The 16444-nt window shown below is 29.7% G+C and carries 18 protein-coding genes; 11 read left to right on the top strand and 7 right to left on the bottom strand.

Annotated features, from left to right (window positions below; all coding sequences use genetic code 11):
- Positions 1–559: hypothetical protein (locus tag HN587_03945; protein ID MBT7902993.1), on the top strand; the 559-nt coding region annotated here is incomplete at its 5' end.
- Positions 560–577: 18 nt separating this feature from the next.
- Here the strand turns inward: HN587_03945 and HN587_03940 are convergent.
- From HN587_03940 to HN587_03930, 3 genes are all read right to left on the bottom strand, one after another.
- On the bottom strand, positions 578–1303 hold the full coding sequence (locus tag HN587_03940) for a polysaccharide deacetylase family protein (GenBank protein MBT7902992.1): 726 nt from the start codon (positions 1301–1303) through the stop codon (positions 578–580).
- A gap of 339 nt (positions 1304–1642) precedes the next feature.
- A complete protein-coding gene (locus HN587_03935; GenBank protein MBT7902991.1) occupies positions 1643–2200 on the bottom strand; it encodes a hypothetical protein in 558 nt (185 codons plus the stop codon).
- Between the two features lie 117 nt (positions 2201–2317).
- Complete coding sequence (locus HN587_03930) at positions 2318–3202, bottom strand: DUF483 domain-containing protein (protein MBT7902990.1); 885 nt, start codon at positions 3200–3202, stop codon at positions 2318–2320.
- Between the two features lie 173 nt (positions 3203–3375).
- On the opposite strand from HN587_03930, the gene HN587_03925 reads away from it, so the two are divergent.
- The 4 genes from HN587_03925 (at position 3376) to HN587_03910 (ending at position 8877) form a co-directional block, all read left to right on the top strand.
- On the top strand, positions 3376–3978 hold the full coding sequence (locus HN587_03925) for a hypothetical protein (GenBank protein MBT7902989.1): 603 nt from the start codon (positions 3376–3378) through the stop codon (positions 3976–3978).
- Between the two features lie 140 nt (positions 3979–4118).
- Positions 4119–5459: a GTP-binding protein gene (locus HN587_03920; GenBank protein ID MBT7902988.1), complete on the top strand. Its 1341-nt coding sequence runs from the start codon at positions 4119–4121 to the stop codon at positions 5457–5459.
- A 140-nt stretch (positions 5460–5599) separates the two neighbouring features.
- Complete coding sequence (locus tag HN587_03915; GenBank protein ID MBT7902987.1) at positions 5600–7792, top strand: hypothetical protein; 2193 nt, start codon at positions 5600–5602, stop codon at positions 7790–7792.
- A 74-nt stretch (positions 7793–7866) separates the two neighbouring features.
- The gene (locus HN587_03910) at positions 7867–8877 is read left to right on the top strand and encodes a hypothetical protein (protein ID MBT7902986.1); all 1011 of its coding nucleotides are present in this window, start codon (positions 7867–7869) and stop codon (positions 8875–8877) included.
- Positions 8878–8924: 47 nt separating this feature from the next.
- Here the strand turns inward: HN587_03910 and HN587_03905 are convergent, their stop codons facing one another.
- Positions 8925–9878 carry an AbrB/MazE/SpoVT family DNA-binding domain-containing protein gene (locus HN587_03905; GenBank protein ID MBT7902985.1) on the bottom strand — a complete coding sequence of 318 codons (954 nt, stop codon included), beginning with the start codon at positions 9876–9878 and terminating at the stop codon, positions 8925–8927.
- A 300-nt stretch (positions 9879–10178) separates the two neighbouring features.
- Between HN587_03905 and HN587_03900 the strand changes: the two genes are divergently transcribed.
- Entirely contained in the window at positions 10179–10319 is a 141-nt protein-coding gene (locus HN587_03900) for a hypothetical protein (GenBank protein MBT7902984.1), read from the top strand.
- Positions 10320–10618: 299 nt separating this feature from the next.
- On the opposite strand, the gene HN587_03895 is transcribed toward HN587_03900, so the two are convergent.
- Together HN587_03895 and HN587_03890 are read right to left on the bottom strand one after the other, a co-directional pair.
- Complete coding sequence (locus HN587_03895) at positions 10619–11692, bottom strand: mechanosensitive ion channel (protein ID MBT7902983.1); 1074 nt, start codon at positions 11690–11692, stop codon at positions 10619–10621.
- A 39-nt stretch (positions 11693–11731) separates the two neighbouring features.
- Positions 11732–12253 carry a 50S ribosomal protein L16 gene (locus HN587_03890; protein ID MBT7902982.1) on the bottom strand — a complete coding sequence of 174 codons (522 nt, stop codon included), beginning with the start codon at positions 12251–12253 and terminating at the stop codon, positions 11732–11734.
- A gap of 247 nt (positions 12254–12500) precedes the next feature.
- Here HN587_03890 and HN587_03885 point away from each other — a divergent pair, with 247 nt between their 5' ends.
- The 4 genes from HN587_03885 (at position 12501) to HN587_03870 (ending at position 14478) form a co-directional block, all read left to right on the top strand.
- Entirely contained in the window at positions 12501–12776 is a 276-nt protein-coding gene (locus tag HN587_03885; GenBank protein MBT7902981.1) for a hypothetical protein, read from the top strand.
- Between the two features lie 349 nt (positions 12777–13125).
- The gene (locus tag HN587_03880; protein MBT7902980.1) at positions 13126–13605 is read left to right on the top strand and encodes a hypothetical protein; all 480 of its coding nucleotides are present in this window, start codon (positions 13126–13128) and stop codon (positions 13603–13605) included.
- An 11-nt stretch (positions 13606–13616) separates the two neighbouring features.
- Complete coding sequence (locus HN587_03875) at positions 13617–13844, top strand: hypothetical protein (protein ID MBT7902979.1); 228 nt, start codon at positions 13617–13619, stop codon at positions 13842–13844.
- Between the two features lie 49 nt (positions 13845–13893).
- Entirely contained in the window at positions 13894–14478 is a 585-nt protein-coding gene (locus tag HN587_03870) for a hypothetical protein (GenBank protein MBT7902978.1), read from the top strand.
- Here the strand turns inward: HN587_03870 and HN587_03865 are convergent.
- Positions 14475–15068: an HAD family phosphatase gene (locus HN587_03865; protein ID MBT7902977.1), complete on the bottom strand. Its 594-nt coding sequence runs from the start codon at positions 15066–15068 to the stop codon at positions 14475–14477. The genes HN587_03870 and HN587_03865 overlap by 4 nt on opposite strands.
- 111 nt (positions 15069–15179) lie before the next feature.
- On the opposite strand from HN587_03865, the gene HN587_03860 reads away from it, so the two are divergent.
- Positions 15180–16427 carry a translation initiation factor IF-2 subunit gamma gene (locus HN587_03860; GenBank protein ID MBT7902976.1) on the top strand — a complete coding sequence of 416 codons (1248 nt, stop codon included), beginning with the start codon at positions 15180–15182 and terminating at the stop codon, positions 16425–16427.
- Positions 16428–16444: the final 17 nt, after the last annotated feature.

Genomic DNA, 16444 nt, shown 5'->3' with positions numbered 1-16444 from the left:
CAACTGCGCTGCGGATAATGAGTGTGTTGATAACCAGTGTACTTTGAAAACTGGTTGTGACTTTAGTAATCCTGATTGTGAAACTTACGAAGTATGTAATAATAACGTTTGTGAGTTAGAAAATAACATGTGCTATGCTGACGACAACTGCGCTGCGGATAATGAGTGTGTTGATAACCAGTGTACTTTGAAAACTGGTTGTGACTTTAGCAATCCAGGGTGCGATGAAGGCAATCAATGTTTTAATAATCAATGTTACTTAATTGGTGAAGAGATTTGCGGTGATGGTTTAGATAATGATTATGATGGATACTATGATTGTCATGATTATGATTGTAGTCCTGCAATGGGCGAACCTTATTTAGCGGGTAATTTTTGTACTTTGGATGTTGGAAAACCCACTTGTTGTTTAGATCATGGTGCTGATACGGGAGTATTTGTTGAATCATTTCAATTAGATCTTTGTCAAGGAATGGGTAGATATCCTGTTTTAACTGAAGAAGTTTGTGTGTTTATGGTAAATAAATATTCTTATGAATATCAAGGCGCATTAATTTAATCAAATTTTTTTCTTTTTTTAATTTAGTTCTAATAATTCCGAAATTGTAACTGGAGTAAGATTTTTTTCTTTTAATCCTTCGATAATTTTGGATAATGCATCGACTGTTGGCTGTCTTGTTTTTCCGCCGCTATCATGTAATAAAATAATGTCTCCGGATTTGACATTGTTTAAAACATTTGTTATGATTTCATCTGAGGATATGCTTTGGTAGTCTTTACTGTTTACATTGAAATTTATGATATTTATTCCTTGTTGATTTAAGAATTTTATTTGACTTGGTAGAATTATGCCCAAAGGAGGCCGAAATAAATTGGTTGTTTTGTTTGTTGTTTTATTTAGTATGTTTAATGTGGATACTATTTCTTGTTCGAATTTTGTTTTAGTTGTGAATGGTAATTTTGGGTGTGAATATGAATGAATTCCGAATTCTTGGGTATTTGTAATCTTTTTTGTGATGTTAGGATATTTTGCAATGTTTTCTCCTAATAAAAAAAATGTTGCTTTTGTGTTAGTCGACTTTAATATTTTGAGTATTGGTTCTGTGAACTTACTTGGTCCATCATCAATTGTTATTGCAACTTTATTTCCGATACTATTAGAACTTGATTTCCAGTGAATTTTTTGGTATGGTTGTAGAAATAAAATGAGTGAAATAATTAGAATTGTCAGTATTGTTAGACTTATTAGGGCTATGAATTGTCTTTTTTTAAGATAGTTTGTTTTTTTTATTGAAAATTTCATTTTTGTTTAGTTAATATTATTTTGGCTTTATTGCTTGAATTTTGTATTTTTAGGGTTTTAAAGAAGTATTCTTTATATATTTTCAGGTTGATTTAATTATTTTTTTGATGGAGTGGTTATTAATTATTTGATATTTGGGAACTAGTGTGGAAAATATGTATCTCGGAAGTATCGGAAATAAGGGAAAAAAAGGAACATTTATATAGTTGGTGTGCCATACTATATGTAAAGTTGTTGGGGAGTGGTTCTACTCAAACCTCCTTGCCTACCTCTTTGCTCGCCTCTTTACTCACCTTGTTTTTTTTTTTTTTTTTTTTGAACGTAATTGATTAGAACTAGTTATTTCTGCATCCAAATTCCTACTACTGTAAAAGATAGGCCCATTACTGCAAAAAAGAATATTGATCCTATTGCTTGTGTTGTGAATGCTGCTGATAAATCAATTTTATTATTTGATGATTCTGCGGGTAAAAATGCATCCGCAAAAGAAACTGATCTGCCAGTTATTGATATTGATTGGTCGTCTAAGAGTTGTTGGCCGAAGACTTTTGCAGCACCCAGGCATAATATGAGTAGTATGATTAGTTTGATGTAATTTTTTGTTGTTGGGAATGTTAAAACTTCTTTTATTCGTGTTGTGGGTATTCCTGATACTGCAAAAACTAAGATCATTAATGCTATCGTGACTACAATTAATGCTATGAATGGTGTTGAGAAGCCAATAATTTCAACTATTGGTTTGAATAAGGTTGCTATGATTATTATGAAAAATAATGCAATTCCTGGGCCTCCTTTTAATTTGCTGATTGGAGCCCATTTTTTTAATAATGCGCTGGCTATACTAATTAAGATTACAAAAGAAATTATATACAATATCGCAGTTTTTATTTCGATCAAATATTTTTTCCCCCTGTGAGTTTTATTTTGTGCGGGGCATATTTAAACTTTCTGCTTTTTTACTCTTATTAAGTGGTTATAATATTCGATTTTTGGGATTATTTGTAGTTTGGCGATTTAATTAAAATTTAAAAAACCGAAGAAATCTTTTTGTCCTATTGGTTTGAAATCATTTAAAATAAATAATGTTAATTTGTTACAAGTATTTTTTGATATTTGAATTGTGTTTCCTTTTGAAAATATTTCATAATCTTTGTTTTGAGATGTTAAAAGAACGTTTTCATATGTGAATTTATTAAATTCGTGTTTTGTTAATTTTGAGATTTTTTTTTCAAAAATATGCACTCCTGTTTGATTATCATAATAAATAAATGTTGAGAGTTTTTCTTTGATAAAATTTGCAAATTCGGGATTTGACTTTTGAATGAGCTCAAAATATTTTTTTGAAAGATTCATTGCTTCTTTGCATTGGAATGAACAAGGATAAAAATCTATTAATAATATTCCAAAAAAACGTAAGAAGTAATTTAACTGAAATGGAATATTTGTTGTGTTTTGTGAATTTTTAATGGTTATTAATGAATGGTCTCGATTAAAAATTCTTGATGCTAATTCATAATTTTCTGTGTAAAATTTAGTACAACAGGAGGGGTAGCCTAGTAATTGTCCAAATTTTTGGTCATTTTGATTTGATTCTATTTCTTTTGCTTGGAGTGTTTTTTCTTTATCTTTTGAAAAATAGACAAAAAACTTTTTTGGATTTTGAAAACTAAATTCTGATTTGCAAAAGTGTAAATTTTCTTGGATGCAAAATGATTTAAGTTTATTAATTTCTTCTTCTGAGAGTTCTAATCTTGAAACTGGTTTGATTGAGTTAAGTGTTAAAAATATGTTAATCGCATTTAGTGGTTGTGAGAAAAGATCTAATAAATTTGTTTTGTTAAAATTTAATTTAATTTTTCGATTATTAAGTTCGATTCTTAATTTATTTTTATCTGACATTTTTATTGTGGTTTTTTGGTTAGGTTGTTGATTTGGGTATTTTTATTGTTGTTTAATTTATTTTTAAATTGAGTGGTTTTATTGTTGGTGATTTGAGATTTATGGGGTTGTCTTTTTTTTAGTTATTAAATTTTTTGAAAACTTTTTTAAATAAGACTCTTTTTGTTGGATTTATGACCTTTGAAAATGATAAACGAAATTGTATGAAAAAATTAGTTGAACTTGATAAAAGTCGAAAAGGAAGTGTGGATGATCGAGTTAAAGAATTGGTCGAATATATTAATTCGCTTGATGATTATTATACTACTAGTAGTTGTTCTGGCAGAATTATTTTATTAAAAGTTCCGGAATCTCAAAAAAAACATGAGTTTGAATGGTTATTATGTTCTCATGAATTAGTTGATTTTTCTGATGTTTGGACTGCGGTTCAAGATTTGAATAAATTAGAAACTGGATTTCCTCAAGAATTAATTTGGTTGCGAATGGAAGGGCACATCATTCATGTTTGTGCAAGATCTGTTGATCACGCAAATAAACTTCTTAAAATTGCTAGGGGGATTGGTTTGAAACGGAGTGGTATAATTTCAATAGGTGCTAGAATTACTGTTGAAATTGAGAGTGCAGCCCATGCTGATTGTATGATTGGAAGATTTGGTGAGCTTTTGGTTGGTGAAAAATATTTGCGTTTGGTTGTTGATGAATTAAATTGTAGATTGGGTAAAGAATTTAAAAAAATTCAAACACTTGAAACTGAAGTAAAAGAAAATATTTCTTAAATTGGAGTTATTTGTTTTGTTTGTTTTGTTTGTTTTGTATTGTGGGGGTTATTTATCGTTTTTACTTTATTTAATTCATTTGTTTTTAAGCGCGTTCTTTTTACAAAGATATTTAAAATGGACTTAGTTTTCTGGTATCAATGGTTGCTGAAAAAACTCGTAAAAGGTCAGTTCGTTCTAAATCTGAGGCGAGTGTAAGCTCTAAACCTATTAGATCTAAGTTAACTACTAAGTCTAAAACGATTGAGTCTAAGTTAGCAACTAAGTCCAAAACTGTTGGGTCTAAGTCAACTACTAAACCTGGACTGGGTGGAGCAAAGTTGGCAGCTAAGCCTAAACCTGTTAGGTCTAAGTCAACTGCTAAGCCTAAATTTATTAAGCCTAAGACTGTTGCTAAACCTAAATTTAAGCCAAAATATGAGCGAGGATCAAAACCTGAGCCTAGATATTATGATGGTGAAAAATATATTAGAGTAGATTTTCAAAAAATACCTCATGTAGAAACATCTGATTGGTATTTAGATTTAGCATTTGGTTCTGCAAAAACTATTGCTGATGCTTCCAGATCAAGATTTAAAGGATCTAATTTATCTCGATTAGCTAAAAGTCGACGAGTTGAAACTGAAAAAATTGATAAAATTCAACATGCACTTTGTAAACATTTCTCAAAAATTTTACTTGGATTTCCTAATGTTGGTGATCTTCCTAAATTTTATCAAGAGTTAGTTAAATGTACTGTTGAGTATGTTGAATTTAAGAAAAGTTTAGGTTCAATTAAATGGACTATTGAAAAAATTGATTTTTTTTCCCGACTTTATCGTGGAAAAATTTATGCGACAAGAGAAATGGATATGATTAATGCGCACAGAAAAGAGTATTATGGTCGAATTAGTTCATTGCTAAAACAAGTGAATAAATTTCTTAAATTTTTATCTCAAGCTCGTCTAGTAATGAGAACATATCCTACTTTGGATTTATCTTTGAAAACAGTTGCAATTTTTGGATTTCCTAATGTTGGAAAAACAACTTTGTTACATAAATTAACTGGTTCGAAAGCAGAAATACAATCATATGCTTTTACAACTAAAGGATTGAATGCGGGATATATCAAAAAAGGATATCGAAAATTACAATTAGTTGATACTCCTGGAACATTAGATCGTTTTGAAAAAATGAATGAAATTGAAATACAAGCTGAATTGGTTGTAGCAAATTGTGCAAGTTATATTATTTATGTTTTTGATTTGACTGAACCATTTCCAATTAAAGATCAATTAAAATTATATTCTAAATTGCAAGCAGATCTGAGACATAATAAATTTGATCTTTGTAATAGTTGTAAAGATAATTTATTTGTGTATGTTAGTAAGGGTGATCTTTTAGATTCTGACGTTTTAGAGTCTTTCATTTCTAAAAATAAGCTTAAAAATGCTTTTTTTGATTCAAATAAGCTTTTTGAAAAGTTGAATTTGTTATTTTAGTCATATTTATCGTTTGTTGGCTATTTTTTCTTATTTTTATTCACTTCTAGATGGTGAAAAATGGTAAAATTTATAAATTAAGGTGCATATTCTTAATAATATTATATTGTTGATTTAACAGATAATAATGTTTAATTAAAATGGTTTTTACACCTAGTGTTGGGATTGGTGGGCTAGATGAAGTTGTAGCCTCATTAAGTCAGTTAGTTGGACTAGCTTCGGCTGCGGTTGGTTTTGGTGTTTTAGGGCGCAGATCTGTAGCTCAGGGTGTTAATTTTTCGAATGAAGGGAGGGATTTAATTGGATCTGAATCTGAAAGACCTCTCAAATTAATGATGTATGATCCGAATGTTCAATTAGAAAAATTAGTTGAACGTTTGAGTGCTGATTCTGATTCTTTTGAAGTTTCACTTGTAAGGTCATATGATGAGATGTTTAGTCGTTTACAACAAGATGATATTCCTGATGTTTTTTTTACAGGACTTTTGCCAAATTTACCTACTGGAGTTCGTTTAGATGGGTTAAAGAAAATAACTCATTATGCTCCGTTATTGACTGTTGTTTCTTTTAGGGATATTATCTCTATGAAAGATTATTCGCCTCAAGAATTATCTCGCTTTGTTTCTGATAATTACGATATTGATTTTGATGTGAGTTCATTGTCTGACGAGGATTTTAAATTATTTACTTCAGAAATTTCTATGCGTCTTCGTTTAGCTTATGGCAAAAATGCTGCGAGTAATTTGTTACTTGTAGAAAATTCAAATTTTTTTAGGATGAATGCTGAGTCGATATATTTTAAACTTCAAGAATTAGAACGAGTGTTGGAGAAACCTGTGCGAAGTAATCCTGCGTTAAGAAGAGATTTAGAAGAAGCTGCATACAGCGCATCTAATAGATTATTTTTTCTTCGACCTGGAGCCGCAAGTACTACTCGATTTTTTTATGAGACTATGACTGAAGGTGCAACTGAAGGTGGTGCGACAAGAGTCAGGCATCCATCTAAAGGTTTTAAAAATACTGAGTGGCATAGTTTAGTTTTAAAAAAATTATCTCGAGAACGAGCTAAAAGAGCGAAAGCCGATTCTGATTTTTTTAATGATCGTTATGATCAAGAGGGTTTTTATTCTGCAGGAGAAGTGCGACTTCGTGTTGAACGAATTAAACCCGTGCTTTCTTCGAGATATATTGATCGAGCATTTTTGTGGAAAGAGTTTATTCCAGGTATTGATTTTAATAGTGTGTTGATATGGGCTCAAAAAGAAGAAAAATTGGGAAAAAATTCGAGTGCTACTAAACTTAAAAATGCACTTTATGATTATGTTGCAAATGCAATACTTTCTTGGCAAAATCATGCGCCCGATGTGGAAGAACATAAACATCCTGAACTTGTTCGTAATGCATATAGGAAAAATTTAATTAGATCTTTGGAAGTATTTGAAACTCACACTGATTTAAATTTGACAAGTTTACAGAGGCAATTTTATTCTACTTGTGTACAAGATATTCCTTTTGAAACTTTCATAAATGAGCGAACTATTCGTCGTAAAGCTGATGCTTCTTTTAGAAATTATATGTTGGGTATTGAAACGCGTAGGCGTGATGGTGTAGTTAGTGGAATTTCTGATGTGTATTCTGCAGTTTCAAATCGGGGCGAAATAAGTTCTAAAGCAGTTTCTGATGCGGCAGTTTTAATTGATACTCCATCTAAATATGCATTTATTTTGGAAGATATGTTTGAGATGCTTGATCATGCAGAGGGAGGATTAAAACAACCCAAAAAAAGAGCTTTGCGACATAAATTTGAGCAGGCATATGTTGAGCATGCTAAAGATGTTCGTGAAGGATATAATTTAACTAGGTTTTATCGGTCAATAAGAAAAGCATTTTTCTTTGTTCACACATATGGATTAAGAGCTTTTGAAAAATTAGAATTGGGCGAAATAACTCCGAGAGAATTTGAATCAAAAAAAAAGATTTATCATAAACATATTGTGCATTATTTGAGACTTGCGAGTAATGCACTTAATACTGAAATTGATAGATTATCATCAAAATACTTTTTTGATAGGGAGGAATTAGTTGTTGATGGAATTTCTATTTATTCTGTTCGAAAAAAAAGTTTATCTGATTTCACTACTCAATTACATATGAATGAAATAAAAACTATTGATGATTTAATTGATAGATCTGTTGAAGGGTCTGAAAATTTAATTGCTAAAAGACGAATTGTGCAATTTAATTATTTGCACATGGTTGTAAGAACTTTAGCTGGACATGGTGATTTTTCATATTCTCCTGCGCAGTTAAGGGATTTAAATTATTCGGATTAATTGTGTTAGTTTTGAATAAGTTCAGATGATATTTATTATTCAAATTAAATTTTAAAAATTATTAAAATATAAAAATGACATCAAATGATTTTGTAATTTCGAATTTGCATGCACACACTAATGTGAGTGATGGTACTTGGAGTATTGAGAAATATGTTCTTGAAGCCATTCTTCAAATAGTTAGAGGAGTTTTAGTACAAGAAAATCCTAAAGATATTTATTTGGGCATAACTGATCATGATACTTGTGATGCTTGGATGAATCTGCAGTTTACTCAATCTCCCCGACTAATGCATTTAGTTTCGGGAAGTGGATATACTATTATTCCTGTAGCTATTTCTCAAAAAAATCCTATTCTTACATTAGTTCATGGAATTGAACTTACTACTAGTTTGAAAGATGACTTTGGAAATTCTGAAAAAATTCATATTGTTGGATTAGGAATTGATGCTCCAGATTACGATCATAATTGTGTTCAAACAAAATTAGATTTAGTTAATGTGAATAGAACTGTTAGATTAAAACAAATTGTTGCTGAAATTAGTACTCGCAGAGATGGAATATATCGGGGACTGGATTTGGATTGGTCTGTGGTTAGCAGAACAATTGGTCCAAGTAAAAGTCCAAGTAGACTTCATGTTGGTCAAACATTATTTGAGCAATATCCGAGTAGATTTAAGTCTGCAAGGGATGCAAATGAGCTGGCGGTCAATTCTGATCTTTCAGGTTATAATTTTCCTGAAACATCATTATACGATTCATCTGAAGGAATTTCAATTATTGAATCTACATTGAGGGGAGTTTCGGTAATTCCTCATTTGGATAGATTAGTATCTGATGTTTCTAAATTTGGGGGAGAAGAAAAACTTGTTGAGCGACTTGTGCGACTTGGAGTATCAGGAATTGAAATTGTTAATTCTAACTGTCTTGGTTATGCAGAAAGATTTGATTTAATTCCGGTTTATGGGTGTGATTCGCACGGGGCATTTGATACTGCTGAAAAAATTAAACGTTGTTTTAAAATAGTTCAACCTAAATCGGGTTTAGCTTATTTGATGGATGAAATAGATAAGAAAAAAAATTAAAAATTTTATTAAATTGATTTTTTGTTATTAGTTTTGTGGTTTTTATTTTATAGTTTGTAAATTAATAATGGGCCTACAAAATTAAAAACTTTCTGTAAAATTACTAATAGGTGATGTAATACTTTTAGATTTCGGTTATCCTCTACATTTTCAAAGAGTTTATTTGATTTTTGGATAAATTCTTTTCTTAAATTACCAATCTTTACTACTTTCTCTTTATCAAATTTGTAAAATATTTCGTAAAATAATCTTATTAATTGATTTATTTCTTCGTAAAGATTAATTACTCTTTTATCGACAGGATCTTTTACTGGATGATCTTGTAAATATTTGTACATGTATTTGAATTCATCAGCGAGATTTTCTAAATCTTCAACAAGATAATAAATTGGCCCAATTTTATCAAATTCTTTATGGCCTTTTTTGTTTAAGAATCTTCGACATGAAGTTGTAAATCTATTATTTGCTTCTTCGAGAAATGCTATGCTTTTTAATCTGTTAAATTCTTCTTTTTTAATTGCAACCAATCCTTCTTCTGCCATTGAGATTAAAAGAAGAAATGTTCTTCTAAGAACTGGATCGAATTCTTCAAATTCGCCTGAGACATGTTTAATTTTACAATAATTATCTCCTTGATCAATAATTTCATAACCTACTGCTTCTTTACCAATTGCATTTTGTACTTTTAAAATATCTTCGGGATGTTTGAATGATATTTTGATTTCATCTACTCCCTTTTTGTAAAGTGCATGGATACAACGAGAAGTCATGGGTTCCAGATTAGTAATTTCTAGTTCGGTTGAAGTAGTATAATTAATATTTCCTGCAGATACGATGATTTTATCATTTTGTTCTTCTAGATCAATCTCATCGCCTTTTTTGACATTATATTTGTCAATCCATTTTTTAGGTAAGCAAACAAGGCTTGAACTACCTGCTATTTGAATAATTTTTCGTTTAATAAATATCCCCCCGAATATGCTATTTTTAAATTTGAGTATGAATTAAGTATGATTTGTATTTATTATATAAAAATTTTAATTATTTATATTTATTTAGTTTTTATAATTAATTATTTGTTTTTATATTTATTTTATTGATTTATATGTTGTTTTATTGTGTTTAAAGTGATAATTGGGGTTTTCTTATATAAATGTTTCTAGTTTGTTTATAAAATTTATAGATTTTTGTTTTTTTATAAATTATATAGGTTAATTATAAATATGTAGCTGGATTAATATAATTTAATCCGTAATATTTTCGAAGGAATATAGGATTAACATATTAGTGGGGGATAATAATTGAATTTTAGAATACTAAAAAACAAACCCTCTATCGTTGATGAAATCGAACACGATTTATTAAAAAATAAATACTTAGAAGTAGAAGAAAAAAGATCTCGTCCAAAAAAAAATCGAGAATTTTTACTCTTTGGCTTTTAATCACAATCTTCCTAGAAGATCTCAACACAGGATGTGGTGGCCCCTTCGCCCTTCTTCTGAAAGGTCACCCATCCGCTATTTTTATGTAAAAGTTCTGAAGTTATTTTTTGTTGATTATTCTTAGGACGCGCCCTTGATGACATTTTTTGTGTTTTGTTTGCATCAATATTATAGGGAATTTAGAAAGTTAGACTAGCTTAGATGCATCTGTTTTATTTTAGTTAATATTTGATTGAGGAGTCTTAAATTAATTGTTAAGTTAGAATTAAAGTTATCTTATTGAGAATTAATTATTTAATTTATTTTTGTTTCTTAACATATACTGTTTGAGTTGGAAAAGGAATTCCAATCTTAGCTTTGTTAAGTGCTTTGTAAATTAAATTAGTTGCGTTTTCTTTAGTTGAAAATCGTTCACCAATATCTGCTACCCAAAAATAAGTTTTGAAAACTAATGCTGAGTCTGCCATTGACATAAACATAACGCTAGGTGCTGGATCTTTAAGAACATTCTTAATAGATTTGATGGTTGATAGAATAACTTTTTTAACGTTATCAGGATTTGATCCATATTCAACTCCAAATTCTACAACAACTCGAGCTTGAATGTTTGGTTGATTATAATTAGTAATTCTACTATTTGCTAATTGACCATTTGGAACAATCATTAATTCATTATCGAAATTTTTAATTCGAGTACTTCGAATTCCTACATCAACAACAGTTCCTTTAACTCCCGATTCAATCTCGACCATATCTCCTACTTGAAACGCTTTATCAAATAATAAAGAAATACCGCCAAAAACATTGCCTAAGCTATCTTTAATTGCAAAACCAATTGCGAGACCTGCAATTCCTACTCCTGCTAAAACTCCTGTTATGTCAATATTCCAAATTCTTAAAATCCAAAGACCTATAAGAATTATAAAAATAACATTCAGAATTTTTTTTAAAAGCGGAAGAATTGCATCATCAATAGTTGATTTTGTTTTTTTTGCCCATTTAGTCCCATAATGATCTATAAGAATTTTTGAAATTCTTTGAATAATTATTAAAAAGAAAACTAAAATTGCCGAAAACAATATTGACGATATAACAAAATTTGCTTTTACATGTGAAATTAAATAAGATGATCCTAGATATAAACCAAATAAAACAAGTATTGTGGTTATTGGGCCTCTGATTGCATCAAGAATTAAATCATCAACTTTAGTTTTAGTTTTTTTAACTATTCTAACAATGATTTTTTCAGTTATGAACACAAAAAGTTTTGATAAAATAAAGAATCCAAGAAATATGATTATTGCGTGCGCTATTTTATTTTGAAGAAATGGTATTGGCGCAAGCCATTGGTTTAATATAGAATATAGATCCATTTTGAATATGAAAAAAATTTAATTGAAGTATTATTTAATTTATTCTTTAATAACTTCAATACTACAAGGACAAGGCATTTTTGAACTAGCTCTTCTTAATGCAGTTCGAGCAAATGCGATTCCTTTTTTTGGAACATTAACTTGCATGATTGGTTGCCCTTTTTTAAGTCGAGCTGCAACACCGATAGATTTTCCGAAACTACATTTCATTCCAGTACTCATACGATCTGCACCAGCACCGCTTGCTAATGGGTTTTCTCTTAAAATATGATGTGGGAATACTCTAATTTTGATACTGAACTCGCTTTTACCTAGTTTTTTAACTAAATGTCTGTTTGAAGTTTGTCTAGCTGCTTCAAGTGCATTATCTCTAATTTGAATATCTGCTTTTGATTTAAGGATTATAGAACAAGGAAACTCTACTTTCACATTTCCCATGTCATAAAGAACTACTTTACAATTTGGACGAGCTCTAACGTAGCTTTTAGCTCTATATTTACTAACTCTTGTGTATGGGCGCTCAAGTCTTTTGTACGCCGCGAATTTTCTTAATCTAGCCATTTTTATCGTGTTTTAGTTGATTTCTATAGTAATTGGTAAATTTTTAATTGATTTATAAATTTAGTTGTTTTTGGTGTATGTTTTGGGTTGATTGATTGTTTAGATTACTTAAATTAAACTTTTTTGCAGATCCCTTAACTGGAAGGGTTATTGTTAGGTAACTTAAGAGTTTTGATAAAAAAGGTATATTAACTTGGATTGGTTTATATTTATTGTGCTGATTGCCAGTACGGAGACAACAAACCATATGTATATAGATAAACGAAATTTAGAACGACAAAAAAAGTATGATGAGAAAAAAAGAAAAAAAGAAAAAAAATTAAAATCACAAGAAGATGTTGGTTCTTTAACAAATTCTTATTACGAACCGACTTACTATCCTCAAAAAACAAGGAATTATCAAGCGAGATATGATGCGAGAAGAGAAACGAAAGATTCTAATTATGATAAAAGACGAGAAGCAAAAAATTCTAACACCAAATTTTGGTTAGGACTTGCACTAGGTTATGTTTTTTTTAAGTAGGTGAATATTGATTAGAATTATTAATGAGAATTATTATGTCGGGGAGATTTACGTTCTTTGTGAAAAAATTAATTTGATTTAACTAACAAATTTTTTGAAGTTAGTTGAGTGTTTTTAGTAAATCGACCTCTTTCTTTCAAAAGCTTTATAAATGAAAAGATTTATTTATTTAAATAGAATTTAATTTATCTATTAATTAAACTTAAATTCAAGAAGAGAATTTTGAAATTATATTTTCAAAGTTATCTAAATATAAAATATTACTTTTATTAAAAATTTTTCATGGAAATTTTTAATTTCAAAAATTGAATAAATTTTTGTTATTCCTACATGAAAGAGAGGTGATCAAATGAATAAAAGAGCAAGTTTAAGTCTTTCTATTAATGCAATTGTTATTTTAGTTCTAGCAATAACAATGCTTGGATTAGGTTTGGCATTTACTAAAGGTATGTTTAGTAAGTTCGCTTCAAAACTCGAAGTTCCGCCACCAAATATTCCTGCAACTGCTGAAGAACCAATTGTATTACCTGATGAATCAATTGAAATTTTAAAAAATAAAGATTTTGAGTTTACTGTCAATTTCTATAATGATGCCGGCGAGTCGATAATTTCTCCGACCATGGCTTGCCAAAGTGGAGGAGATGGTTTTGCAGCTAAACTAACTGATGGTTACTTAGCACTACAACAAAATGTTCCATCTGGAATTTATAAACCGTTTAAGTTTATACTAAATGGACCGCAAATGGCAGGAAAAGCAATCTGTACATTATCATTTGCAGACGCGGATAATAATATTGTTGATAAACAGATTGTTATCATGGCTAAATAAGGTGATGTGATATGGTCAGAAAACTTAAAAAAAGATTAACTCAACAACAAGAATTCGAAATTATGAAATTAGTTTTAGATAAATTCTTATGGGTGGCAATGATAATTATTGGCTACGGAGTTTATTTAGGAGTAATTAGAGAAGAATGGGGATCTGGACTTTCCTGGGGAATTGCAGGAGTAATAGTTTTAATCTTATTCATCGTATTAATTGTTAAAGAGTATGAAGTAATCAGATAAATATCTGAAACTTTTTTTTTTCTTTTAATTTTAATTTAGGATAACTAAAATGACATTTATGAAAATAAGAAAAAATAAAAAAGGTATTCAATTATCTATTAATTTTATTGTAATGTTAATTCTTGCCATATCTATGTTTGGAGGAGGACTAGTATTTCTTAAAAAATTCTTTTCAAAAACTCAAGATATGAAAGGAAGTCTTGATTCTCAAACTGAACAACAAATTGAAAAACTACTTGATTCGGGAAGTTTAGTTGTAATACCAATTCATACAAAAGAGATTTTTAGAAGTAAATCTGATACTTTTGGAGTTGGGGTATTGGCAGACGTTACTGCTAATTATATTTTAGAAGCACAATTTCAAACAGCATTTGCTAAAGATAAAACAACAATTTGCTCGCCTAATTCGGGTTGTAGTGTTGAAAGTTGGTTATTGATGGGGAGTGGAGAATTAATCGAATCTAAAAAAATATCTAAAAATGAAAAAGGTAGATTTTTAATTATGGTTGATGTGCCTTCTGATGCTAAACGTGGAACATATGTTTTTAAGTTGCAAGTTCATAAACAACTTGAAGGTGCGGTTGCTAAAGCCCCTTATGATTATCCTTTAGAGATGATTGTTCGAGTTCCTTAAACATTAATATTAAATTTTTTTAATTCTTCTTTTAATTGATTCGCATTAGTAAATAAAATTGTATTAAATCCAATTTTTTTTGCAGGAGTAATATTTCTTGGTTGATCATCAATAAATAAACATTCTTCTGGAGAAAATGGGAGTTTATTTTGAGCTTTTAAAAAAATTTCTTCATCAGGCTTTGCAAGTTTTACGTCATGTGATAGAATTAAAGTATCAAAAATTTGGGTGAAATTATGTTGTGAGTCTAATTTATCAAACCATTCTTTCATATTATTTGAAAGCAAGGCTAAATGATAATTTGGTTTTAGATCTTTTATTAAATTCCATACTTCTTCATTAAAACCATAATATTCAAAAATTTCTTTTTGTAATTTTTTTGGATCTATGTTTAGATCATTACCTAAATTATTCCAAAATGAGTTACAAGAAATTTCATCAATTTTTACTTGGTTCCAATATTTTGTTGCAACTTTCACATATTTTTCTTCAGTTACATTAAGTTGGTCTTTGTACTCTTGATAATATTGAGTAAATTTGCCATGGATAGAAATTACTCCACCCCAATCAAAAATAATTGCTTTAATCATTGATGTCACATTTATTGTAATTGATGGAGTTATTCTTTTTAAATACTTGCTATATGGCTATTAGAATTAATGAGTTAACTTTATAAAGACCTAACTTTTCTTGTTTATTAAATGGTAAAGAAAGCAGTCAAAAAGGATTCAAAAAATATTCAACCTGAAGTAAATATAGGACTCATCGGTCATGTAGATCATGGTAAAACCACATTGACTGAGAGACTTTCTGGAAAATGGGCTGATACTCATTCAGAAGAGATTAAGAGAGGAATTACTATTAGACTGGGATATGCAGATACTGCATTTAGAAAATGTAAAAAGTGCGATTTCTTTACTGTAAAACCAAAATGTCCACATTGTACTAAAGATACTGAAGAAGTAAGAAAAATTAGTTTTGTTGATGCGCCTGGACACGAAAGTTTAATGGCAACAATGCTTGCAGGAGCAACAATTATGGATGGAGCATTATTACTCGTTGCAGCAAATGAAGAATGTCCACAACCACAAACTAGAGAACACTTAATGGCTTTAGAAATTATGGGTGTGAAAAACGTTATCATTGTTCAAAATAAAGTTGATTTAACCAAAGAAGATCAAGCAATGAAAAATTATAAACAAATTAAAGATTTTTTAGCAAAAACATCTTACAAAGATTCTCCTATTATTCCTATTTCAGCACAATATAATGTTAATATTGATTTGTTAATTAGAACAATTGAAAAAGTAATTCCAACACCTAAGCGAAACTTAAAAGAAAAACCAAAAATGTTTGTTGCAAGAAGTTTTGATATTAATAAACCAGGGTCAAAACCTGAAAAATTAATAGGTGGAGTTTTAGGTGGAGCTCTTGCGAAGGGTCAATTAATTGATGGTGATGAAATTGAGATTCGACCTGGGCGAGAATTAGAGCGAGATGGTCGAAAAAGTTATATTCCTATAATTACAAAAATTGTTGGACTTAAAAGTGGTGGAGCAAGTGTTGACAAATTAGGTCCTGGTGGAAGTATTGGTGTACTCACAAGTCTTGATCCTGGAATTGTAAAAAGTGATAAGCTTTCTGGAAGTGTTGTTGGTCATGTTGGAACATTGCCTCCTGTATGGACTGAACTTAAACTCGAAACTCATCTTCTTAAGCGTGTTGTAGGATCTAAAGAAGATCTCGACGTCGAATCAATAAAATTAAGAGAACCACTTATGCTTAATGTAAATTCTGCTGCAACTGTTGGAGTAGTTACTAATTTATCCAAAGACGAATTTGATTGTATATTGAAATTGCCTGTTTGTGCTGAAGTTGGTGCGAGAGTTACAATTTCTAGACGATTTGGAGCGAGATTTAGATTGATTGGTTTTGGTTTAATAAAGTAAAAGTTTAAATTCTTAAG

It is taken from the genome of Candidatus Woesearchaeota archaeon, from assembly GCA_018675335.1.
Classification (GTDB): Archaea; Nanobdellota; Nanobdellia; order Woesearchaeales; family UBA11576; genus JABJCP01.
This window is presented reverse-complemented; position numbering and strand designations above follow the sequence as displayed.